22 protein-coding genes and 1 riboswitch are annotated in these 23,371 nt (G+C 48.9%); of the genes, 13 read left to right on the top strand and 9 right to left on the bottom strand.

The window, feature by feature from the left end; genetic code table 11:
- Positions 1–8 precede the first annotated feature (8 nt).
- The 3 genes from CRO03_RS13460 (at position 9) to CRO03_RS13450 (ending at position 4,569) form a co-directional block, all read left to right on the top strand.
- On the top strand, positions 9–1,058 hold the full coding sequence (locus tag CRO03_RS13460; protein WP_097112146.1) for a glutathione synthetase: 1,050 nt from the start codon (positions 9–11) through the stop codon (positions 1,056–1,058).
- An 86-nt stretch (positions 1,059–1,144) separates the two neighbouring features.
- A complete protein-coding gene (locus CRO03_RS13455) occupies positions 1,145–1,327 on the top strand; it encodes a PA3496 family putative envelope integrity protein (RefSeq protein WP_170949017.1) in 183 nt (60 codons plus the stop codon).
- Between the two features lie 272 nt (positions 1,328–1,599).
- Positions 1,600–4,569: a bifunctional diguanylate cyclase/phosphodiesterase gene (locus tag CRO03_RS13450; protein ID WP_097112145.1), complete on the top strand. Its 2,970-nt coding sequence runs from the start codon at positions 1,600–1,602 to the stop codon at positions 4,567–4,569.
- 131 nt (positions 4,570–4,700) lie between these two features.
- On the opposite strand, the gene folE is transcribed toward CRO03_RS13450, so the two are convergent.
- Complete coding sequence (folE, locus tag CRO03_RS13445) at positions 4,701–5,345, bottom strand: GTP cyclohydrolase I FolE (protein WP_097112144.1); 645 nt, start codon at positions 5,343–5,345, stop codon at positions 4,701–4,703.
- A gap of 115 nt (positions 5,346–5,460) precedes the next feature.
- Positions 5,461–5,814, bottom strand: coding sequence for a DUF2750 domain-containing protein (locus CRO03_RS13440; RefSeq protein WP_097112143.1), 354 nt, complete (start codon positions 5,812–5,814; stop codon positions 5,461–5,463).
- Between the two features lie 157 nt (positions 5,815–5,971).
- Between CRO03_RS13440 and ettA the strand changes: the two genes are divergently transcribed.
- Positions 5,972–7,633, top strand: coding sequence for an energy-dependent translational throttle protein EttA (ettA, locus tag CRO03_RS13435; RefSeq protein ID WP_097112142.1), 1,662 nt, complete (start codon positions 5,972–5,974; stop codon positions 7,631–7,633).
- Positions 7,634–7,690: 57 nt separating this feature from the next.
- Here ettA and CRO03_RS13430 read toward each other — a convergent pair whose 3' ends face one another.
- Positions 7,691–8,467 (bottom strand): substrate-binding periplasmic protein, encoded by a 777-nt coding sequence (locus CRO03_RS13430; RefSeq protein WP_097112141.1) that lies wholly within the window; start codon positions 8,465–8,467, stop codon positions 7,691–7,693.
- Positions 8,468–8,594: 127 nt separating this feature from the next.
- Between CRO03_RS13430 and CRO03_RS13425 the strand changes: the two genes are divergently transcribed.
- From CRO03_RS13425 to CRO03_RS13415, 3 genes are all read left to right on the top strand, one after another.
- On the top strand, positions 8,595–9,281 hold the full coding sequence (locus CRO03_RS13425; protein WP_097112140.1) for a DsbA family protein: 687 nt from the start codon (positions 8,595–8,597) through the stop codon (positions 9,279–9,281).
- A gap of 120 nt (positions 9,282–9,401) precedes the next feature.
- On the top strand, positions 9,402–9,776 hold the full coding sequence (locus tag CRO03_RS13420; protein WP_097112139.1) for a DUF6746 family protein: 375 nt from the start codon (positions 9,402–9,404) through the stop codon (positions 9,774–9,776).
- A gap of 68 nt (positions 9,777–9,844) precedes the next feature.
- The gene (locus CRO03_RS13415) at positions 9,845–10,492 is read left to right on the top strand and encodes an energy-coupling factor ABC transporter permease (RefSeq protein ID WP_097112138.1); all 648 of its coding nucleotides are present in this window, start codon (positions 9,845–9,847) and stop codon (positions 10,490–10,492) included.
- Between the two features lie 33 nt (positions 10,493–10,525).
- Here the strand turns inward: CRO03_RS13415 and gdhA are convergent, their stop codons facing one another.
- Positions 10,526–11,878 carry an NADP-specific glutamate dehydrogenase gene (gene gdhA / locus CRO03_RS13410; RefSeq protein ID WP_097112137.1) on the bottom strand — a complete coding sequence of 451 codons (1,353 nt, stop codon included), beginning with the start codon at positions 11,876–11,878 and terminating at the stop codon, positions 10,526–10,528.
- A 148-nt stretch (positions 11,879–12,026) separates the two neighbouring features.
- On the opposite strand from gdhA, the gene CRO03_RS13405 reads away from it, so the two are divergent.
- A complete protein-coding gene (locus tag CRO03_RS13405; RefSeq protein ID WP_097112136.1) occupies positions 12,027–12,875 on the top strand; it encodes an alpha/beta fold hydrolase in 849 nt (282 codons plus the stop codon).
- Here CRO03_RS13405 and CRO03_RS13400 read toward each other — a convergent pair whose 3' ends face one another.
- Complete coding sequence (locus tag CRO03_RS13400) at positions 12,876–14,708, bottom strand: TonB-dependent receptor domain-containing protein (RefSeq protein ID WP_097112135.1); 1,833 nt, start codon at positions 14,706–14,708, stop codon at positions 12,876–12,878.
- Between the two features lie 37 nt (positions 14,709–14,745).
- Positions 14,746–14,932, bottom strand: a riboswitch (cobalamin riboswitch).
- 80 nt (positions 14,933–15,012) lie between these two features.
- Positions 15,013–15,495 carry a YajQ family cyclic di-GMP-binding protein gene (locus tag CRO03_RS13395; RefSeq protein ID WP_097112134.1) on the bottom strand — a complete coding sequence of 161 codons (483 nt, stop codon included), beginning with the start codon at positions 15,493–15,495 and terminating at the stop codon, positions 15,013–15,015.
- A gap of 100 nt (positions 15,496–15,595) precedes the next feature.
- Between CRO03_RS13395 and CRO03_RS13390 the strand changes: the two genes are divergently transcribed.
- The gene (locus CRO03_RS13390; RefSeq protein ID WP_097112285.1) at positions 15,596–15,952 is read left to right on the top strand and encodes a VanZ family protein; all 357 of its coding nucleotides are present in this window, start codon (positions 15,596–15,598) and stop codon (positions 15,950–15,952) included.
- Positions 15,919–16,836 carry a ketopantoate reductase family protein gene (locus CRO03_RS13385; protein ID WP_097112133.1) on the top strand — a complete coding sequence of 306 codons (918 nt, stop codon included), beginning with the start codon at positions 15,919–15,921 and terminating at the stop codon, positions 16,834–16,836. The genes CRO03_RS13390 and CRO03_RS13385 overlap by 34 nt, the downstream gene beginning before the upstream one ends.
- Here CRO03_RS13385 and thiI read toward each other — a convergent pair.
- The 3 genes from thiI to pomA all read right to left on the bottom strand — a co-directional run bounded on the left by thiI (position 16,829) and on the right by pomA (position 20,161).
- Positions 16,829–18,292 carry a tRNA uracil 4-sulfurtransferase ThiI gene (thiI, locus tag CRO03_RS13380; RefSeq protein ID WP_097112284.1) on the bottom strand — a complete coding sequence of 488 codons (1,464 nt, stop codon included), beginning with the start codon at positions 18,290–18,292 and terminating at the stop codon, positions 16,829–16,831. The two genes, CRO03_RS13385 and thiI, sit on opposite strands and share 8 nt — an antisense overlap.
- A gap of 142 nt (positions 18,293–18,434) precedes the next feature.
- Positions 18,435–19,391 (bottom strand): flagellar motor protein MotB, encoded by a 957-nt coding sequence (locus CRO03_RS13375; RefSeq protein ID WP_097112132.1) that lies wholly within the window; start codon positions 19,389–19,391, stop codon positions 18,435–18,437.
- Positions 19,388–20,161 carry a flagellar motor protein PomA gene (gene pomA, locus CRO03_RS13370; RefSeq protein ID WP_097112131.1) on the bottom strand — a complete coding sequence of 258 codons (774 nt, stop codon included), beginning with the start codon at positions 20,159–20,161 and terminating at the stop codon, positions 19,388–19,390. The genes CRO03_RS13375 and pomA overlap by 4 nt, the downstream gene beginning before the upstream one ends.
- Positions 20,162–20,357: 196 nt before the next feature.
- Here pomA and CRO03_RS13365 point away from each other — a divergent pair, with 196 nt between their 5' ends.
- From CRO03_RS13365 to dxs, 3 genes are read left to right on the top strand one after another with little or no spacing between them, the layout of a single operon-like run.
- Positions 20,358–20,603 (top strand): exodeoxyribonuclease VII small subunit, encoded by a 246-nt coding sequence (locus tag CRO03_RS13365; protein ID WP_097112130.1) that lies wholly within the window; start codon positions 20,358–20,360, stop codon positions 20,601–20,603.
- 1 nt (position 20,604) lies between these two features.
- Positions 20,605–21,489, top strand: a complete 885-nt coding sequence (ispA, locus tag CRO03_RS13360) for a (2E,6E)-farnesyl diphosphate synthase (protein WP_097112129.1) — start codon at positions 20,605–20,607, stop codon at positions 21,487–21,489.
- Between the two features lie 14 nt (positions 21,490–21,503).
- A complete protein-coding gene (dxs, locus tag CRO03_RS13355) occupies positions 21,504–23,369 on the top strand; it encodes a 1-deoxy-D-xylulose-5-phosphate synthase (RefSeq protein ID WP_097112128.1) in 1,866 nt (621 codons plus the stop codon).
- The last annotated feature ends 2 nt before the right edge of the window (positions 23,370–23,371 follow it).

Here is a 23,371-nt window from a genome sequence, read left to right as displayed (position 1 = left end):
AGTATCCTATGCGTATTTGTTTTCTGATGTATCCGTGGGAAAAAGTCATGCCCGATGGCGACAGCACCATCCGGATGATCCATGAAGCTGTGAGCCGTGGCCATAGTGTGGCGATTACCCATGCCAACAACCTGACGGTGCGCGACAGCATTGCTCAGGCGTTTTGTAAAGTGGTGGTAAAAGGTCAGAAAGTGTCCAGCAATATCGCCAGCTTTTACCAGAAGGTAGAATTTAACCAGCAAAAATTACCGCTGGCCGCCTTTGACGCTATTTTTATCCGCTTAAACCCACCGCTGGATCCGATAGTGTTAAATTTTCTCGATTCAGTGCGGGAGGATACTTTTATTATGAACGACTTAGATGGCATTCGAATTGCCAATAATAAAATGTATACCGCATCCTTGCACGACCCGGCTAACGAATTTATTCCGGTTACCCACGTGTCCAAAAACAAAGATTATCTGGCGCGGGTACTGGCGGAGTCAGCCAACGATAAAATGATTTTAAAGCCGCTGAATGGCTACGGTGGCAAGGGTGTGATTGTAATGGAAAAATCAGCAGTACAAAGCGCGCGTTCCCTGCTGGATTTTTACATCGGTGATGGCGACAAGGGCAATTACGTTATTTTGCAGGAATATGTCGAAGGTGCCGAGCAGGGCGATATCCGGATATTAATGTTAAACGGTAAAGCCATTGGCGCGATGCGACGCATTCCGCCCCCGGATGATATGCGCTCTAATGTCCATGCCGGTGGCACTGTGGTGAAGCATCAGTTAACCGAGCAGGAGAAAAAACTCTGCGCCCATATCGGCCCGAAATTAGCCCGAGACGGGTTATTTTTTGCCGGCATTGATGTTATCAACGGCAAGCTGATTGAAGTTAACGTAATGAGCCCCGGTGGCATTGCCCGGATAAATCGGCTGAACAAAGTACGGCTTCAAGAAAAGGTTATTGAATTTATAGAGAATATTGTCACCAATAAGCAAAGTGTATCGCCGCGTAAACAGGTATTCCAGCCACTGTTGGCCGCTGCTGAACTGCAAATTGCCCTTGAGTAAAATATTTTTATCGTTAACTAAAAAATAATTCACTGTTTTATCAGCCGGAATAACGGTAAATAGGCAAAAAAACGGAGGTATTGTCTATGTTGTTAGCTGTTAACCCGGAAGTAGAAGAAGACGATCTGGCCACTGACATTGAGCTGCGCAAAGAAGTCAGCAAAGACAGTAAAGCAAAACAAAAGTATGAAGCGCGCCGGCGGATCGATGACCTGCTGGAGCAGAAGCGCCTGCGCAAACTGTTAGACGACTGGGAGCTTGACGATTAACAATTCCTCACCGGTACTGCTGGGCGGTACTATGGCAATCAGTTATTACCTTGATGTTAAGGCAGTGCCCTGCGGGAGCTCAGGTACTGCCGCCGTCAACTTGCTGAGTGTCAGCCAATTGATAGTAACTCACTGTATTTAAGTTAATTAATGCAATGAGATACTACTTATTGCAAAACTCAGCTTATTTTCCATTAAGTCACTCTTTCCGATACTAAACTGCTACACTGTTCAACCTGAGTTTTATTAAATAGTCGTTTTTCTATTCAGTTATGCCGCAACTTATTCGTAAACAGCGCCGTCTAATCTTTGTGGTTACTTCACTGGTATTTGTGCTGAGTGCTTTGCTTAGTATCAGTCTGGTTTTGTATCTGGCTGAGCAGGGACAGCTACAAAAGCAACGCCAGGTTGCTGCAAACGCCAGTGATTTTGCATACGCTCTGCAGCAGGAATTCAGCCGGGAGCTTAGTGCTGCCAATGCTCTGGCGGCGTTTGTGCGGCAACAAGACGGTGATACCAGTCAGTTTGATAAATTCGCCCAACACCTCTTCCCCTATTATGAAAACGTTACTGCTTTATCGTTAGCACCACAGGGCACCATCACTGCCGTCTATCCGCTTAATAGTAATCAGGGTTTACTGGGCCATCAGATAATGACTGACGCAACCCAGGCTGCTGACGCCATCGCCAGTCTGGTACGCAATACAGTCAGTGTTACAGGGCCTTACCAGTTAAAACAAGGAGGTGAGGGTATCATCGGCCGGCTGGCGGTATATTTAGATCCCGCGTTGCAGGATTGGTGGGGGCTGGTTAACGTCACGCTGCGTCTGGCTGATTTGAATAGTCTCGAGCGACTCGAAAACATGCAGCAACAAGGGCTGCTGTATCGGTTGACCCGACTGAATGCCAGAGACAATGAGCCAGAGCTTATTCGCCAGTCAGATCCCGGCATTTTCAATCAGCCCATTGTTCAGCTAATCAATCTGGGAGATGCGCAGTGGCAGCTGCAGTTGGTCCCTATCAAAGGCTGGGGTGACAATGTTACTTTCTATCGGCAACTGGCCTTAGCCATTCTATTCAGTGTTATGTTAGCTGCGTTAGTGGCGCAGCTGATTCAGACCCGGATCCACAAACATCAGCTTGAAGCACTGGTCAATAAACGCACGGCAGCATTGCATACCGAGTTACAGCGTCAGAAATCCTTTATTTCAGCGTCCAATGCCGGCAGCTGGGAATTCAAACATCTTACCAATCAACTTTATGGTACTCCTGAATATTACGCGCTGCTCGGTTATGACAAAGCAGAATTTGCAAATAATCAGCCTGACAACCTGCACGCCTGCTGGACCGCGTTGTTGCATCCTGCAGATAAAGCCCAGGCATGTGCGACTTTTCAGCAGTATTTGCAGTTCAGCGAGCCGGATAGTATTTACGAAAACACGTTTCGGATGCGCCACGCCGACGGCAGCTGGCGCTGGATATTATCGCGTGGGAAAACTCTGCTGGATGAAAATGGCCAGAAAACGGCACTAAGTATGGGTATTCATCTGGATATTACTGCCCGAAAAGAAGCAGAACTTAAATTACAGTTGTTAGCACGGATGTTTGAACAAAGCTCGGAGGGGGTTCTTATTACCAACGCCGAGCAGCAAATTGTCATGGTAAATGAAGCTTTTACTAAAATCAGTGGTTACAGCGCTGACGAAGTTCTGGGCAAAAACCCGAAAATGCTGGCATCCGGACGACAGGACAAGGCTTTTTACAGCAATATGTGGCTAACCATTGCCAAGCAAGGTAACTGGCAGGGCGAAATCTGGAACCGCAGGAAAGATGGCAGAACTTACCCTGAGTGGCTTTCTATCAGCCAGATCATCGACGATAATGACCAGGTAAGCCATTATGTCGCGCTGTTTAGTGACATTAGCCAGTATAAAGAAGACGAAGCCCAGATAAAATTTCTGGCAAACTACGACCCACTAACCCAGTTGCCCAACCGCAGCTTATTGATAGACCGCACTGAACAGGCGCTATTGCACGCCGAACGCAATAGTCAGCCGCTGGCCATGCTGTTGATGGATTTAGATCGCTTTAAACAAATAAACGAAAGTCTGGGTCATGAGATTGGCGATGAATTGTTAATTCAGGTGGCGCAGCGCCTGCGTAAGCTTTGCCGGGCTGAAGATACCCTGTGCCGGCTTGGCGGAGACGAGTTTGTGCTGGTATTACCCGATGCTGACGCCAATGGTGCGGCTCACTTAGCTGAACGGATGTTACCGTTAATTTTACAACCTTATTATCTGGCAGAGCAGGAACTGACATTATCAATGTCAGTTGGTATAGCGATGTATCCGGAAGATGGTCAGCAGTTTCATCAGCTATATAAACATGCGGATATTGCGATGTATAAAGCTAAAGAAAGTGGCCGCAACCGTTATTCCTTTTTCACCGCAGATATGCAGCAATTTCATACCCGCAATTTACTGTTAGAAAATGCTCTGCGCCGTGCCATTGAACGTGATCAGCTAAGTCTGGTATACCAGCCGCAATACTCAATGGTTAACAACCAGCTTATTGGCTTTGAAGCCTTGCTGCGCTGGTATCACGATGATTTTGGTCAGGTATCACCGGCTGAATTTATTCCGCTGGCAGAGCGCAATGGTTTAATTGTTGCTATTGGTGAATGGGTTATTGTTACCGCTTTGCAACAACTGGCCGAATGGCATCGTGCCGGCTACCGTCAGTTGAATATGGCGATAAACTTATCCAGCATTCAGTTTCGCCAGGAGAACTTACTGCAGTTTGTAACAAATGCGATCGAGTTCAGTGGCGTACCTGCAGCTAAAGTGGAACTGGAAATTACCGAGAGCGCGATGGCTGAACAACCCGAGCGAGCGATTGCGCTTATTGCCGAGTTAAAAGCCAAAGGGCTTAATATCGCCATCGATGACTTTGGCACCGGCTACTCGTCACTCAGTTATCTGAAACGTTTTGCGCTGACCAAACTGAAAATCGATCAATCGTTTGTTCGTGATTTGCTTACCGACAGTCAGGACAAAGCTATTGTTAACGCCATTATTAATATGGCATCTAATCTGGGGCTGAAAACCATCGCTGAAGGCGTCGAGACAGCAGCACAACGTGACCTGTTAAAACATCTGGGGTGCGATGAGATGCAGGGCTATTATTACAGCAAACCGCTGCTTGCTGACCAGGCGAGTCAGTTTATTCAGCAAGCGTTGTAGGGATAGCCCGGATTTAATCAGAATTTTGTTGCGGTTGCAGCTGCGTTTGTTGACGTCTGGTCAATAAAATAGGTGCCAAGGCACCTTTCTGTTGTTGCGGGCGTTTTCCCATTGCTTGCTGCGGGCCACGGCTAGTAGCGGGCTAAAAACTCAGCCCGGGTCCGGCCATCATCTTTAAAAATACCGCCAAGCGCTGTGGTCTGGGTTTTCGAGTTCATATCCATTACCCCACGCGATTTTACACAGTAATGCACCGCTTCCATCGTTACCGCTACGTCTTTTGTTTGCAGTAATGTTTGCAGTGCCAGTAAAATCTGCTGAGTCAGCCTTTCCTGCACCTGCGGGCGCTGGGCAAAAAAGCGGACAATCCGGTTTATTTTCGATAAGCCAATAATTCTGCCCTGCGGGATATAGGCCACAGTGGCACTGCCGTCAATGGTTACGAAGTGATGTTCGCAGGTGCTGGTAAAGCTGATGTCTTTCACTTTTACCATTTCCCGGACCTGCATTTTATTTTCAATCAGGGCGATTTTCGGAAAATGCTGATAATTAAGGCCACCAAAAATTTCATCAACATACATTTTAGCAATGCGATGTGGTGTTTCACTTAAACTGTCATCGGTTAAATCCAGGCCAAGCGTACTGACAACCTCTGTCATTAACTGCGAGATTTTCTGATATTTTTCATCTCTGGACAGGCCATTGTCCAGCATTGGGGTCTCCAGACCCTGTGCTTCAAGTGCGCTGCGCACTAAGATGGCTTCTTCTGACAACATACTTTAAATCCAACTAAGGGTAATGTGATACTTTTACGGCACAACAAAACCATTAGTTTAGTAATTAACTCAACTTTATATGAAATTTCCTGCAGTGCCGGTTTTGCCGGTAAAACTACTGAACACGCGCCAGCGATTCAAGCAACTCGCGAGGCTCAACTTCCGGACCGTTTAACGACTCATCCCAGTTGGTGCCAATTAATACACCATCATCATACATTTCTTTTAACCAACCATCGCAAAACACATCAAGCGGGATCGCTTCTGGCTTATAAGCTGCCCATTCATCTGAACAGTGCGCCTGAGCATCAGCTTTGTTCGACCAGAATGGCATGACGTCTGTCTCTTCAAATTCGACAGACTCAACCACCAGTAAATCCTCGCCATCGGCTAAGGTCCAGACAACGCCATTGGTTTTGGCTTCTTCAACAAATTTCTGATAACTCGGATCGTGTTCAAACTCGGCCATAACGTACCTGCATTTCAGTGGCTAATAATGACTGCTATTAGAACAGATTTAGCGGGTAAAAAGCCATCATTATCGTTGCGCCGGCCTGTGGCTTTCCCTGATGCCTGAAAATGACGTACAATTTGCGTCATCCTTAATAACTGGTAGCAAGAGCACTATGGCGCAATATATTTATTCCATGCATCGGGTGTCAAAAGTTGTCCCGCCGAAAAAAACCATTTTAAAAGATATCTCACTGTCGTTTTTCCCCGGCGCCAAAATTGGCGTACTGGGTTTAAACGGTGCTGGTAAATCAACCCTGCTGCGTATTATGGCCGGGGTTGATAACGAGTTTGAAGGTGAAGCGCGGCCGCTAGCCGGCACAAAAATTGGCTATCTGCCGCAGGAACCGGTGCTGGATACCAGCAAAACAGTACGGGAAATTGTTGAAGAAGCCGTTTCTGATGTTAAAGACGCTTTTGGCCGGCTGGATCAGGTATATGCCGCTTACGCAGAAGAGAACGCGGACTTTGATGCGCTGGCCCGTGAGCAAGGCGAACTGGAAGCACTTATTCAGGCAAAAGATGGTCATAACCTGGAAAACACGCTGGAACGGGCAGCAGATGCGCTGCGCTTGCCGCCCTGGGATGCCAATATCGGCCATTTGTCCGGAGGTGAGCGGCGTCGGGTAGCAATATGCAGGCTGTTACTGGAAAGGCCGGATATGTTATTGCTGGATGAGCCGACCAACCACCTTGATGCAGAGTCTGTTGCCTGGTTAGAGCGCTTCCTGCACGATTACCCCGGTACCGTGGTCGCCATTACCCATGACCGCTATTTCCTGGACAACGTAGCAGGCTGGATTTTAGAGCTGGACCGCGGCTATGGTATTCCGTGGGAAGGCAACTACTCATCCTGGCTGGAACAAAAAGACGCTCGCTTACAACAGGAAGAGAAAACCGAAAATGCCCGGCAGCGGTCTATCAAACAGGAACTGGAGTGGGTACGCACTAACCCCAAAGGCCGCCATGCTAAAAGTAAAGCCAGGATGGCCCGCTTTGAAGAATTACAAAGCCAGGAATTTCAGAAACGTAATGAAACCAACGAGCTGTTTATTCCACCGGGACCTCGTCTTGGTGACAAGGTGCTGGAAGTTAATCATCTGCGTAAATCCTTTGCCGATCGCCTGCTGATTAACGATTTGAGCTTCAGTGTACCTAAAGGGGCCATTGTCGGTATTATTGGCCCGAACGGCGCCGGTAAATCCACCCTGTTTAAAATGATTACCGGCAGCGAACAGCCTGACAGCGGCAGCATTGAAATTGGTGACACGGTGCAGGTGGCCAGTGTCGATCAGTTCCGCGACAGCATGGACCCGAAAAATACGGTATGGCAGGAGATCTCTAACGGCCAGGATATGCTGCAAATTGGCAATTTTCAGATCCCCAGCCGGGCTTATGTCGGCCGTTTTAACTTCAAAGGTAACGACCAGCAGAAGTTTATTGGCGAGTTGTCGGGTGGTGAGCGTAACCGGGTGCATTTAGCCGCGTTGTTAAAAGCCGGTGGCAATATGTTGTTACTGGATGAACCGACCAACGACTTAGATGTGGAAACACTGCGGGCGCTTGAAAACGCCCTGCTCGACTTCCCCGGCTGTGCCATGGTTATCTCGCATGACCGCTGGTTTCTGGACCGGATAGCCACTCATATTCTGGATTACCGGGATGAAGGTCAGGTTAATTTCTTTGAAGGAAACTACTCAGACTACGAAGCCTGGCTCAAAGCCACATATGGCGCCGCAGCACTGGAACCACACCGGATAAAATATAAGAAAATTTAAGCAGTTTGTTTAGTCGCTTACTAATCAGGCCGCAAACGCGGCCTGATTTTTTTCAGGCTATTGTTTGGTTGGCATTATCTCATCAAATGCTGAGCGCATTACTTGCTGATACAGAGCACTCTCTGCAACCTGTTTATGCGCCTGTTGCAAGGCGTCAATCAGTTGGGCTGACATCGCCTTGTTGGCCGCCAGATAAGTTTGCTGCTGCAGCGGCGCAATAGCAAAAGCAAACTCCACATACTCTGGTTCAACGTTGAAGTGGCCGGCCATAGCGGTCAGTGCCATCGGATCATCAATAATTAAATCTACCTTGCCATGCAATAACAACTGCCAGGACTCTGAAATATCTGCAGCCAGCACTAGCTGACCCGGCTGACCAAAACCATTTTTCTTTAAAAAATTTTCCGCAACATCATGGCGTTGCACTGCAATGCTGTATCGCCGGGCATCGGCCAGAGCTTTTAACTGAATATCCTGCCGATGAGCCAGTTTTACAAAACCAAGCCGGTAAGAGGCTACCGGCCCTATCCATTGAAATAACTGCTCGCGCTGTGCCGTTCGCGCCATGTTGTAAATCAGAGTATCAGGTTGTTGTAACGCCATCTTATAAGCGCGGGCCCAGGGGTACATCTCGATACTGGCGCTAACACCAGCCTGCTGCAATATCGCTTTAACCAATTGGGTGCTATAGCCGCCAATCTGGCCGGCTACCATAGTCTGGTGCGGGGGGGAAAGCTCAGTGACTACCTGGACATGACCGACATCTTGGGCCTTACACTCGCTTGCAGTCAGTAACAACCCAACAAAAACCAGCCACCGACTAACCAATGCCATGTTAAATCCTCTGTTTAGCGGTTACTTATTTTAACCCTGATAGCATTGCACTTAAATTTGTGCAGTTGACAAGTATCAGCGGCCCTGTTGTTATAACGCCACTTTATTCATAATACAACAGACTTCTATGACAGCTAACGCCTCTTCAATTAATGTCGTTAAATTACTGATTATTGCCAGCGTAAGTTGGTTGCTTGCAGCGTGCTCAGAGCCAACCAAACCGGACAACACCAGCACGCAAGCTGCTGACGCACAACAAACCAAGCCGGCGCCATTGCATTTTGAACAGGACATCCATTATAAGCTGGTTGACAATATCGACGCTGAAAACACCAAGCCGCCTTATCTGGTGCAATATTTCTGGTTTGGTTGCCAGCATTGTCAGCAATTTGAACCGGTATTGGAAGCTATTATGCTGCGCAGGCCTGAGCTTAGCCTGGTGCGCAAACATGCTGCTGCCGTGCCGCATTGGCAAACCGACGCCCGGATTTTTTATAGCTTACAACAAATGGGGCTGGAGCACTTAACCGACCCGCTGTTTAAGCTTTATGAGGAGAAACGTCAGCTGAGCCCGGTAGATTTACAACAATTTTTAACCACCCATCAGGTCGATCAAACACGGTTTTTTGAGATTGCTGAAAACAGCGAGCAGGTGGTTGATAAAATGCGCCGCAGTGCCAGCGAAATGCAAAACAACGATATCAATGGCGTGCCGGCATTGGTGGTAAATGGTCGCTACTTAATTACCCCTAATGCCGATATTAACAGCCTGGATGCTTATCTGGCGCTGATCGACTATCTGCAAGCTAAATAACTGCTGCCGGGTATAAGTTGTGCGGCAAAAACCTTAAATGCCGGGCTAAAATGTTATTGCAACTCTGCCAAGCTGTGATACTGTAACTGATAACTATTATCATCTGCATTAAGAGGTTTTATGAAAACGGCTACTACCCTCGTCACCACTTTTTTACTGGCAACTTTCGCGCTCAGCAGCGCAGCGGATGAGCAACGACCTGACCACTTTAAAGGCCAGAAAGCGGCTACCTTAGCCGAAGCAGTTGAATTATTCCGTTCCAACAACCAGAAATTACAGCAACTGATGCAAGGCGAACTTACCCCGGAAGCCATGGTAGAAATTCATCAACTTACCTATACCCTGGAAAATGCATTGGAGAAAATTCACCTCGAAACCACTGGCTTGAAAGAGGTCCTTGAGGAGGTACACCTCGGTTCTGAGAATATGGATTTTACCAAAGTTAAACAGCAAGCCAAACGCTATCTGGAAACCGCAACCACCCTGGTTAAATAATCTACCGGCTGATCCAAAGCAACAAGCCAGGTATACTGTTGTAAACAGGTGTTAAAGCGGAGAAGCCGATGACATTCTGGCAAGGTGCAGCCTGGCTGCTTTGGCTTTTAGTTTTAGTGCGGTTTTTTCCGCGTGATGGCATTACTAAGTTAAAAACTGAAAGCGGTTATCAGCATCTGTGGTTTAGCTCAATACTGATTATTGCCCTGCTATGGTTAGCTCAGGCCGGCATTAAACCCGGCCTCGAGCTACATCTGCTTGGGGTTACAACGTTGGTGCTATGCCACGGTTTGCGTATTGCCTGGTTGATTGGAACCCTTGCCGTGGCTGTGCTCGTTGCCGTCGGTAAAGTAAGTCTGGCAGAGGCCGGTAGCATGGCTCTGCTAACGGTTTTGTTACCGGCATTATTCAGCTATCTGATTTTTGTGATGTCTTATCAGTATTTACCGCGACACTTATTCATCTATATTTTTGTTGCCTGTTTTGCCAACGCTGCCCTCACCATTACTTTCAAGATGTTGCTGACTGCACTCTGGTTTTACTGGCAAGGCCTTTACAGCTGGAATAGTGTTTATCAAAATTATCTGCAACTGGCCTTACTTATCTGGTTTGCCGAAGCATTGTTAAACGGCATGGCTATTACCCTGATGAGCGTTTATCGCCCTCACTGGCTCAGAACCTTTTATGACAACGAATATTTGTCACCAGACCGCTGAGCAACGTTAAGCTAACCAGCAGTGTTTGGCCTGTTACACCACACCTTGCTGAATCATGGCATCGGCCACCCGTCGAAAACCAGCTACATTTGCACCCAGAATAAAATTAGTCGGTTGCTCGAGTTCCGCCGCGGTATCCCGGGTACGCTGATATATGCCTTGCATAATATCTTTCAGCTTGTGATCAACTTCCTGAAACGTCCAGCGCTGCATGCTGGCGTTCTGAGCCATTTCCAGCTGGCTGGTTGCCACGCCCCCGGCGTTAGCGGCTTTGCCCGGCGCATATGCAATTTTTGCTTTAAGCAACACATCGGCAGCGTCAGCAGTACAAGGCATATTGGCACCTTCACAAACCGCTATACAGCCATTGTCCAACAGCGCTTTAGCATCTGCCGAGGTTAATTCGTTCTGAGTAGCACAGGGGAACGCTAACTGCCCGGCAACACGCCATACAGCATGCCCATCATCAGGGTAACTATCACGGCTGATATACTCAGCGTCAGGGTGACGCTTCGCATAGTCACTCAGTCTGCCCTGCTCGACTTCTTTTACCTGCTTTAAACTTTTAACATCGATGCCGCTCTTCTGATAAATGGTACCGCTGGAATCAGAACAGGTTACCGGCTTAGCACCCAGCTCCAGTAACTTTTCAATGGTATAAATCGCCACATTGCCAGAGCCGGATACCAGGCACTCCTTTCCTTCCAACGAATCATTGTTACCTTCAAGCATATGCTCAGCAAAATACACACAGCCATAGCCGGTGGCTTCCTTGCGGACCAATGAACCACCCCATAATAAATCTTTTCCGGTAAGTACCCCATCAAAACGATTAGTCAGTTTTTTATACTGGCCAAACATATAGCCAATTTCCCTGGCCCCCACCCCAATATCACCAGCGGGCACGTCAGTTGTCGGGCCAATATGCCGGTACAACTCGCTCATAAAAGCCTGACAAAAACGCATAATTTCGCCATCAGATTTACCCTTCGGGTCGAAATTGGCACCGCCTTTACCGCCGCCCAGTGGCAGACCGGTCAGGGCATTTTTCAGAACCTGTTCAAACCCCAGAAACTTTATAATGCTGGCGTTAACGCTGGGATGAAAACGAATACCACCTTTATAAGGTCCAAGAGCAGAATTAAACTCAACCCGGTATCCCTTATTTACCTGGACGTCACCATTGTCATCAACCCAGGCTACCCGGAACATGATTTGTCGCTCAGGCTCCACCATCCGCTCAATAATAGAATGCTTACAAAAACGACTGTCTTCATCAAGCACAGGGGCAAGGGAGTCCAGCACCTCTTCAACGGCCTGATAAAACTCGGTCTGTGCCGGGCTGCTCTTTTGTAACTTAACGATGGTATTGTGGGTATAAGGCATAGCATAAACCTGTATTATGGCGCGCGGTGCAGCAGGGTATAGCCTGTTAACAGCTCCCCTGTCAATTGCAGCCGCAGACTGGCACAATGACCAGTAATGAAAAGAATAGTTTTTATCTGTCAGATAATTAACGCTGAAAGAACCTGTTATGGATCACTCACTACACTTTAGCTTAACTGGTTATAAAAATAGCATGCAGTTGGCTGCCCTGGCCACCCAGCCGGATTTTAATCATGGCCAGCCTCCGGTGTTATGCCTGCATGGCTGGCAGGATAACGCTGCCAGCTTTGTTCCCCTGGCAAAAGCATTAACAGGCGTAACTATGCTGGCACTGGACTTTCCAGGCCATGGCCATTCGCCCTGTCGGAGCAGCGATGCCCACTATTATTTTTTTGACTGGGTGGAAGATATTGTCGCATTGTGTCAGCAGCAGGGCTGGCAGCAACTGACTATCATAGGCCATTCAATGGGTGGCATGGTAGCAACCGCGCTGGCGGCAGCCTTTCCTGAACTGGTGGCACGGTTGGTACTGATTGACAGCCTGGGCTTTGTTACTGCAGAGGCCAGCAGCAGCGAACAGTTGCGCCAGGGAATAACCTCGCGATTAAAAGCCCCGCCTAAGCGCAAACCATACTACCCGGACCTGATTGCGGCAGCCAAAGCCAGGCTGATGCAAAGTGACTTTGGTTTGCCGGAAGCACTGTTACTGGCAGAGCGTGGCACAGTAGCAGACCAACAGGGTATCAGCTGGCGCAACGACTATCGCTTGCGGTTTAAATCAGTACACCGGCTTACGCTGCCCCAGGCCAGAGAATTGTGCCAGGCAGTTCAGGCTCCGGTGCTGGCAGTTTTAGCCAGTGATGGACCTTTTGTTAAAAAGCTGACTGACACACAAAGCTGGTATCAACAATTGACGGTTGAACAAACAACGGGCGGTCATCATTGCCATATGACCGCCGCCAGCGACGTCGCCAGGCTGATCAAGGCCTGGCTCTGATTATTGCAGAATGTAACTGACCGACAGCCGAAAATTGGCACCTGCGGTGGCATAGCCCCGGCTGGTGTAATAATCTTTATCGGTAACATTTGCCAATCTGGCTCTTAATGAAAGCTGCGGCGAAATGGTGTAACTAAGTCCAAGTCCCCACAATGTATGAGCCGGCGCATCAGGGTAGGCATCACCGCTGAACCAGTCGGCTCCCTGATAGCTGGCACTCTGATAATCTGCGGTAATAAAAGCCGACCAGTTGTCTGCGGTATAACTGCCGCGCCAGTTAATGGTATTTTCTGGCCGGCGCTCCAGTTGCAGGCCGTTACTACGGTTTTCGGTATCCAGATAACTGTAGCTGAAATTACTGGACCATTGCTGCCAATGTTGCAACAGGCTGACTTCGATACCCTTAACTGTCGCCAATACCACATTCTCAGCCAGCTCCACCCCCTGAATCAGGTTTGTCACCTCGCGGTCAAACCAGGCAAGCTGCAGCTGTAAGCCACTACCCAGATAGCTTAGCGCGACTTCATCCGATACCGATTGCTCTGGTTTAAGATCCGGATTAGCAAAGCCCGGAAAGTACAATTGATTAAACGACGGCACTTTAAAGGCTGTACCCCGACTCGCACGCAGTTGCCAACGCTTGGTTAATTGATACCCCGCAGCCAGTTGCCAGGTCGTCTCAGCACCATATTGATTAATCGCATCGTGTCTGGCTGCCGCTTCGAGCTGTAAGGCATTCTGCTGATAATTAACACCTGCAAAGATTGCCCGATTAACTCTGCTGGTCTGCTCGTATGCCGTAGCTGACTTTGCTACCTGCTCCTGGTACCAGTTTACCCCACCAACAAACTGCAGGCCGGCACTGATGTCTGATGCAGCCTGATAGCTGAATTCGTCCCGCTCAGTAACAAAGGGGCTGCGTGAGTCAGGACCAAACGTCGTATCGCTGTCCAGGTTATGACTAAGCTGAGCCTGATGTTGCCAGTTGTTCAGTTGTTGTTGCCAGCCAAGCAGATAGGCGCGACTGAGGGTATCAGACTCGTCTTCACTGCCAAAACTGGTATCAAACTGATTGAATCCCGAATTAACATCGGCCTGCGCCGTCCACAGCCCGAAATCTGAGCGGTAATCAGCGGCAACTTTCAAATATTGTTGCTGATAACCGTCACTATCTGGGTCTTGCGCCGGCTGCGCATTAAAACCATCTGCCTGACTGGCACCCGCGCTGGCCCGCAGAGTTAGCTGTTCAAGTTGCTGACTGACGCTGATATCAGCCCCAGCCTGACCATAACTACCAACACTGGCATGTAATTCTAATGCACTGCTACGTCGGGTGGTAATCGCGATAACACCGGCTAAGGCATCAGAGCCATACCAGGCTGCGCGGGGGCCACGGATAACTTCAATCCTTTCAATCAACTCCAGCGGTACCATCGATAACGCTTTGTACCCTAAGGTAGCTGAGCCACTGCGTACGCCATCAACCAGCACCAGGGTATGGCCGGTATTGCCGCCACGCACATAGATACTGCTGTTCTGACCACGACCACCATCCCGGCTTAAATTAATTCCGGGTAGCTGAGCAAGTAGCTCTGGTAAATCATTGGCCTGGCGCGCCACAATATCAGCTCGCTCCAGCACCGTAATGCTGGCCAGCACATCTTGCTGCAAGGTAGCAGTGCGGTTAGCGTAGATACTGATATGCTCTATGGTCTTAGCATCAATGGAATTGTCTGTAACAGAGGTGTCGTCCGGGCTACCGGCAGCAACAATATTGGCAATTGCCGGACAGCAGGATGCAGCCAGCATGGCTGCAAAAGCAGGTTTAAACATCAAAGCTCCTACAATGTGCCCACCGCACATCTTAGTTAATTAATGGACTTTTCAGGCCGGTCTCCGGGCTGACAACCTGCTTGCGCCAAAGCTTTACCTTCCCATCAGCTGACAGTGGTGTTCAAAGCTTTGATAGTTGTTTACCGTTGCGGGGGCAGCTCTGGCTTGTACCAGATTCCCGTTTAACTGCAGCATGCTGCAGCACCTGAAAAAAAGCGGCCTTAATGAAGGCCGCGTGCAGTGTACCGCTGAAGCGGAAAATGTCAATAGATATCCAGACGGCTAAAAAGGCCGATCTGTAAGCTTAATCACGAAAATTAGTAAATTGGAAAGCCTGTTCTAACTCACTAGCTCGCACCAGCGCCATGGCGTCCTGTAAGTCATCGCGCTTTTTGCCGGTTACCCGCACTTGATCGCCCTGAATGGCCGCCTGCACTTTAAGCTTGTTATCTTTAATCAACTTAACCAGCTTTTTTGCCATATCCTGCTCTATTCCTTGTAGCAGGCTGACACTCAGACTGTAGGTTTTGCCGGAATGCACGACATCACCCTCTTTAAATGAACGGACATCCAGGCCGCGTTTTACCGCTTTTGCCAGAAAAATTTCCAGCATTTGTTGCAGCTGAAATTCGGCTTCAGCTTTCATGGTAATCACTTTCTCTTTCAGGGTGAAATCTGCCTGCACGCCACGAAAATCAAAACGGGTGGTTAATTCACGGTTAGCATTTTCAACAGCATTCAGCACTTCTTGCTGATCTACTTCTGACACGATATCGAATGAGGGCATTTAAATCTCCTTAACATAAGCCATTCTGTCTGCTGGTGATTATAACCAGAAAACTGCTACAATCCGAGCGTCGTTTCTGACTGGGGATTTGGGGATTGCTGTGCCACAGATAGTTTATCGTTGGATATGTGTATTGTGTTTTATGCTGGCAACCGCTGGCTTTCTGGCTGAATTAAGTGGTCACCGGATCGGTGGCGGCTTTGCACATGTCGACAAACTGGCCCATTTTGGTATTTTTGCAGTGCTTACTGCCTTGTTATGGAAAGGTTTTAAGCTTGCACCACTACCCGCATTTATGTTGTTGGGCATATATGGTGGCGCAGTCGAGCTGGCGCAGCACTACTTTACCCGTCGCAGCGGCGACTGGTGGGACTGGCTGGCAGACATTGCTGGTGTGGTAAGTTTTTATCTGGCACGTGCTTTGTGGCACTACATCCGTCCGCGCAGCCAGCGCTAAGCTGGACCATAGTTGGCCGGGGCGCTATTGGCTTGCTGGCCGGCGCCAGGCTGCAGCTTGCTGGCTACACAGTGACGCTCTGGCTTCGCCAACCTGAAAAACTCCTGCTGACCTTTACTGATCTTAAACAGCATAATCAACAATTGTTACTGCTGCCGCAGCAAACTGATATCCCGGTAAGGCATTTGCTCGTGCCGGTAAAAGCGAACGATGTCGAAAATGCCGTGGCACAATTACTGCCCTACCTGGCCGACAATGCGCAACTTATTATCAGCCACAACGGCATTATTCCGTTTCAGCCATTGCTGGACAAATTAAAACCTGAACAAGGACTATGGTTTTTATCAACTAGTCAGGCAGCGTACAAACCCACGCCGGCTCAGGTTATCCACAGTGGTGCAGGCGTGAGCTTTCTGGCAAAACTGACGGCTGCCAGTCGTGACGATGATAATATTGTTGCTGCGATGACTGCCGCACTGGGACCGCTGAGCCTGGTTGCTGATATTTACCCGGTGCTTTGGCAAAAGCTGGCGATAAATGTGGCAATAAACCCATTGTCAGCGATTGAGAATTGCCAGAATGGCCAGCTGGCGGCGCCGCGCTATCAACCACAGATTGAGGCGCTGGTCCGCGAAGTATGTCTGGTCGCCACAGCATCAGGCCATCCGATGGATGTCGCCAGTAGCCTGGCTAAGGTGTATCAGGTCATCACTGCGACCGCTAACAATTTTTCTTCGATGCAGCAGGATGTGCAAGCCGGAAGGCAAACGGAAATTGACGCTATTTGTGGCTATGTCTGTCAGCAAGCCGCACAGCTGCACATTACTGTGCCGGCTAACCAACAAATGTTACTGCAGATTAAAGCATTAACCGCTGTTATTTAGCAGGCCGGTATACTGAGACATTACTATGGCCCTGCTCGTGTAACAGCACCGCCTGCAACCTGCTCATTACCCCTTTGCTGCAATAGCAGTAATAGTGACGGCTGGGATCAAGCGTTGCAAACTGACTGGCCAGCCGGAAAAAGGGCAGCTCAATCACCGGCACCCCAACATCATTAAACGGTGAATGTTCGGTTTCTTCCGGGCTGCGAATATCTAAAACTACCGCGTTGTCTGCCAACTCAGCCAGTTCGCTGACGACATGCGCTTCCTGTTCGGCCTGATAATCAATGGTGCGGATATCAAGCACTTTGGCTGCTCTGACCACCTGTTCCAGCAATGCCATATCTAACTTACTTTCGTTCTGCTCAACCTCTGTCAGCACGGCATTCACAGTGGGCTTTTTGGAAATTACCCCACAGTATTCGGGCATGCTCTTCGCCAGTTCTTCCACGCCAATTTGCCGGGCAATATCAATAATATCCTGTTTATCATGATAAATAAGGGGACGGAGCACTAAATCCGGAATAACCCGGTCAATTACCGCCAGGTTAGCGATGGTCTGGCTGGAGACCTGACCAATGCTCTCACCGGTAACAACGGCTTTAATACCCAGATCATGTGCTACTTTGCCCGCGGCACGCAACATCATCCGCTTCAGAATAACGCCCATGACGCCGTTATCAACCTGCTGCAAAATATTATCGACCACTGGTGCAAAATCGACACTGACAAACTTAACCCGGTGCGACAGGCTGTATTTTTGCCAGAGGTAAAATGCCATCTCCCTTACACCGGCTTCGTGTGCAGCACCGCCCAGGTTAAAAAATAAATAATGCGTGCGCAAACCTTTGCGGATCATCAGATAACTGGCCACAGCAGAATCATAGCCGCCGGAAATAAGCGATAACACGTCAGACTGTGATGGCAAAGGAAAGCCACCCATACCCCGGAAGCTCTCACTTAACAGCAACAACTTATCCTGCTTAATTTCCAGCTTAATGGTAATATCCGGTTGCTTTAGCTGGACTTTCGCTGAGCTAACCTGCTGATTCAGACCACCGCCGATATAGCGCTCGGCTTCGATTGAACTAAAACTATGCTTGCCCTGCCGTCTTACCCGCACACAAAACGTTTTACCTGGCAGTTGCGACTGATACACCGCCAGCACTTGCAAATAGATATCGTGTAAATCGTTAAACGATGCAGTACGCATCTCTGAGAAGGTGACGATACCCGGGATGCAGCTTAACCGTTCAATCAGTTTGCTGCGAATAGCTGGCGTGTCATTAACACAACTGACAGTGAGATGATCAAACAAGTTAGTCACCACAACATCCGGGTCAACCTGGGTCAGGATCGTTTTAAGGTTACGTTCCAGTAATTTAGTCTGACGTTTACGGACCGACTTACTCTTAATCGATATTTCAGGGTGCAGTTTTATAATAAATTCAAGCATAGCATTCAAACATGACAGTGACAGCGCTAAAAAGTGGCGCGGATTATAGCGCAAAGCCAGAGGAACACCTAACATCGTGCTACGCTCTGGCTCTGATTATGATGTCGTGGTTATTATCTCAGTAAGGTTAACCTCAGCGGGCTTAATTAGCCGCGGGTTCAAAGCTGATAGGCTCAGACTCCTTCGGCTTACCTTGCATTATCGAAATTTCGACCCGCCGGTTGCGCCGGCGATTTAGCTCTGAGTCGTTTTCAACCAGGGGCCTTGTATCGGCATGACCCATTACGACTACCCGTTGCCGATCAAATTCAGGTGCCCGGATCAATTCAGTTGCCACCGACACGGCCCGTTTGGCAGATAACTCCCAGTTATTACTATGTAGCTCATCTGACACCTGAATATCATCGGTATGGCCACTTACGGTTATCTCGCCAGGCACCTCATTTAGCAAGGTACCAATTTGCTGAATAATCGGCCGAAACCGCGGTTGCAAAAAGGAGGAACCAGACGGGAAAGAGCCATTTTCGCGGATCCGGATAATTATTTGCTGCCCCAGTGACTCCAGCTCTATCGCGCCGTCAACAATTTGTTGCTCCAGCTGCTCTGCCAGCTTCTTTACCATCTCATTAGTTTGCTGCTGCATTTCCTCAGCTGCTGCGTCGGCTGCGGCGGCTTCGGCATCAGCGGTTTCCTCGGCATTCGCTGCCGACTGGCCGCCCGTCATATCATCCCGCTGTTCTTGCCGGCCACCGGCAGAGTCTTCCTCACCAGCCTGGAACTCTATTACCTGTTGGGTAATTTCCATGGTTTGCTGTTGCAGCGTTTCAATAGGCGTTGGGTCGGGCCGGCCGGGCCTGAACTCCATCGCGATCACACTGGTGCCTTTCGGGATATCTTCTACTTCAATTTTGTTCTGCACCCCAAATGCAAACTTCATTGAGCCGGCAATTTGTTTAAACTTCAACACATCCATTTCGGAAAATGCCAGTAACAGCACGAAGAAGCACATCAACAGGGCCATCAAGTCAGCAAAGGTGCCCATATACTGCGGTAGCCCCGGAGGGGGGCATTTACATTCCTGTTCTTCTTCGTCGTTCATGCGGGCTCTCCGGCAGCGACCTCGCGTTTACCCTGAGCCAGGTAATTGCGTAAAATGCCTTCAATCACTTTCGGGTTCTGGCCGTCCTGAATGCCCAGAATCGCATCGAGGATCAACTGATTATTCTGTTTTTCCTGCTGGTTGCGAATAGCTAGCTTGTCTGCCAGCGGTATTGCAATAACGTTCGCAATAAAGGCACCATACAAAGTTGTTAACAGCGCAACTGCCATCGCCGGGCCAATTGCCTTGGGATCATCCATATTAGATAACATCGCCACCAGACCAATCAGCGTACCTATCATCCCCATAGCCGGTGCGACATCACCTAAACTGCGAAAAATAGCAATACCTGTTTCATGACGCTTCTCAGTCAGGCTGATGTCTTTCAGCAAGGTTGCTCTAACCACATCTGCATCATGGCCATCAACCAGCATATTGACGCCCTTTTGCATAAAGGCGTTTGGTATTTCAGCTTCTTCCAATGCTAAAAAGCCACCTTTACGGGCAGAATCACCTAATTGTACTGCTTTCTCAATCAGTTCCTCCGGTGCTTCAATTTTAAACATAAACGCTTTGACGGCGACTTTGCCTGCACCCAGAAACTGGCCCAGAGTAAATTTGGCAATAACCACAAAAATAGAACCGCCAACCACAATCAGTACTGATACTAAATCAGCAAACATAGCCGGGTCGCCGCTACTACCAATAATCATCGCCATTATTACAAAACCAATCGCGCCGATCATGCCAACCAGGGTTGCTATATCCACTGTTTACTCCTTAACACACGCCCAAACGGCAATAATGATTATTTTATATTAACTTATAGTCGGTTATCGACAAAACTTCGTAAACATTGAGCACTGAATTACAGAAAAGAAGTAATTTAGGCTTTCACTTATTCGTTATGATTGACCATAATAGCCTGCTAAGGTAACGTTGCGCACAGTTTTTTTGGGGATCGTCATGACTAAAAAGAAAGCCGACCTGAGCCAGTTTGAGCAGGCTATGGCAGAACTCGAGGGTATAGTGCAGCAATTAGAGCAAGGCGACTTATCGTTGGATGCGTCATTAAGCCAGTTTGAACGGGGTATCAGCCTGGTCAAACAGAGCCAGCAACAATTGCAAAGCGCCGAGCAGAAAGTCCAGTTACTGTTGCAGCAACAACAGCAGGAAAGTCTGCAAACCTTCACGCCACCGCCAGGAGAGTAGCTTGGCACCTGAAAGCCTGACGTTGTATCAACATCGGATTGAGCAACAATTAGAACTGCGAATGGCAGCCCTGCCACAGACTGCTGAACGCCTGCATCAGGCGATGGCATATAGCCTGACAAATGGCGGCAAACGGATACGGCCATTTTTTGTATATGCCTGTGGTAGCATGTTAGGCGTGCCACTCACACAGCTTGACAGCGCGGCATGCGCCATTGAGTGCCTGCACAGTTACTCGCTGATCCATGACGATTTACCCGCTATGGATAACGATGATTTACGGCGGGGCAAGCCAACCTGCCATAAAGCATTCGATGAAGCCACCGCTATTCTGGCCGGCGATGCCCTGCAAACCCTGGCTTTTGACATTCTTGCCACGGCGGAGGGTAACTTAAGTGCAGAGCGTAAGCTGAAACGCATATCATTACTGGCCAAAGCAAGTGGCATTACTGGTATGTGTGCCGGTCAGGCAATAGATTTAGCCCACACTAATCAGCGCACTGATTTAGCGACACTGGAGCAGATGCACCGCTTGAAAACCGGCGCATTAATCGAGTGCGCGGTGCAACTAGCCTATTACAGCAGTGAGCTTGATTGCCCTGCTACACTGCATGCGTTGACAAGCTTTGCCAGTGCACTTGGCCTGGCTTTTCAGGTGCAGGACGATATTCTGGATATTGAAAGTGACACTATTGTCCTTGGCAAACCTCAGGGGTCAGATTGCAAGGCAAATAAACTCACTTACCCGGCCCTGTTAGGGCTGGAGGAAGCCAAGGTAAAAGCAAAGCAATTGTATCAGGACGCATTGGCCGCGCTTAGCAGCCTTGCATATGATACCGATGAGCTAAAAGCCTTCGCACATTACATTATTGCCCGCAAGTTTTAATAAAGGCATTGAAGATGGCATTAGATATGACCGATTTCCCGTTGTTAGCCACAGCCGATGTGCCTGAGCAACTGCGTAAGTTACCTCAGGATAAATTACCAGCGCTCAGTGCTGAACTGCGACGTTTTCTACTAAAAACCGTTAGCCAGAGTAGTGGTCATTTTGCTTCGGGCCTGGGAACCGTTGAACTGACTGTCGCCCTGCATTACGTCTATAACACCCCCTTTGACCGGCTTATCTGGGATGTTGGCCATCAGGCTTATCCACACAAGATTTTAACCGGCCGACGTGAAAAAATGCACAGTATCCGCCAAAAAGAAGGCCTGCACCCTTTCCCATGCAGGGAAGAAAGCGAATACGATACGCTGACCGTTGGTCATTCCAGTACCTCAATAAGCGCTGCGCTAGGTATGGCCATTGCCGCCAGCCAGGCCAGGTCAAAACGCAAAGTGGTTGCGGTTATTGGTGATGGCGCTATCACTGCTGGTATGGCATTTGAAGCGCTGAACCATGCTGGTGAAGTACGCCCTGATATGCTGGTTATTCTGAATGACAATGAAATGTCGATTTCAGAAAATGTTGGTGCATTAAATCAATATTTTGCCAGAATTTTATCTGGCAGTTTTTATACCAGCCTGCGCGAGGGTGGGAAAAAGATTCTACAAGGCGTGCCACCACTGCATGAGCTTGCCAGCCGCGCCGAAGAACACTTTAAAGGCATGGTTACCCCGGGCACCTTTTTCGAAGAACTGGGTTTTAACTATATTGGTCCAATCGATGGCCATGATGTAATAACCCTGGCTGATACCATTCGTAATATGCGCAACTTAAAGGGGCCGCAATTACTGCACATCGTAACCAAAAAGGGTAAAGGTTATGCGCCTGCTGAGGCGGACCCTATTGGCTACCATGCTGTCGCCAAGTTTGACCCTGATGCCAGCACTCAGCCGGTTAAAAAGCCCGGCAAACCCACGTTTTCAAATGTTTTCGGGCACTGGCTTTGCGATATGGCTGCGCAGGACGAACGGCTGCAGGGTATTACACCGGCCATGCGTGAAGGCTCCGATATGGTGCAGTTTTCTAAAAGTTTCCCCAGGCGCTACTTCGACGTTGCCATCGCCGAGCAACATGCTGTCACTCTGGCAGCAGGTATGGCAATTGAAGGCTTAAAACCGGTCGTAGCTATCTACTCCAGCTTTTTACAGCGTGGCTATGACCAACTGATCCATGATGTCGCGTTGCAAAATCTCGATGTATTATTTGCCATTGACCGGGCCGGTATTGTTGGCGCGGATGGCCCAACCCATCAGGGCGCATTTGATATCAGTTTTATGCGCTGCATTCCGAATATGCTGCTGATGGTTCCTTCCGATGAAAATGAATGCCGGCAAATGCTGTATACCGGCTATCAACATCCGGGACCGGCTGCAGTTCGCTATCCACGTGGCGTCGGCACAGGCATCGCCGCAGATCAGCAGATGCAGTTGTTGCCGCTGGGTAAAGCCAGAATTGTTAAAAAGGGAGCAAAGTTAGCAATTCTGGCATTTGGTCCTTTGCTAAACGCGTGCCAGCAGGTAGCAACTGAGCTTAATGCCACCCTGGTTGATATGCGCTTTATTAAACCACTGGATGAAGCCCTGCTGCAGCAACTGGTCGCTGAGCACAGCCATCTCGTTACGGTAGAAGACAACGCGCTGATTGGTGGCGCCGGTTCAGCCGTTAACGATTTTATCCTGCAGCATGGTCATGCGGTTAAGGTATTAAACCTTGGCCTGCCAGACCAGTTTATTAAACATGGCAGTCAGCCGGAGATTTATGCAGAACTGGGGTTAGACAGCAACGGCATCAGCCAGCAGGTAACCGCTTTTTGTAACACCTAATC

The organism is Arsukibacterium tuosuense (assembly GCF_900215315.1).
Taxonomy (GTDB): domain Bacteria; phylum Pseudomonadota; class Gammaproteobacteria; order Enterobacterales; family Alteromonadaceae; genus Alishewanella; species Alishewanella tuosuense.
This window is presented reverse-complemented; position numbering and strand designations above follow the sequence as displayed.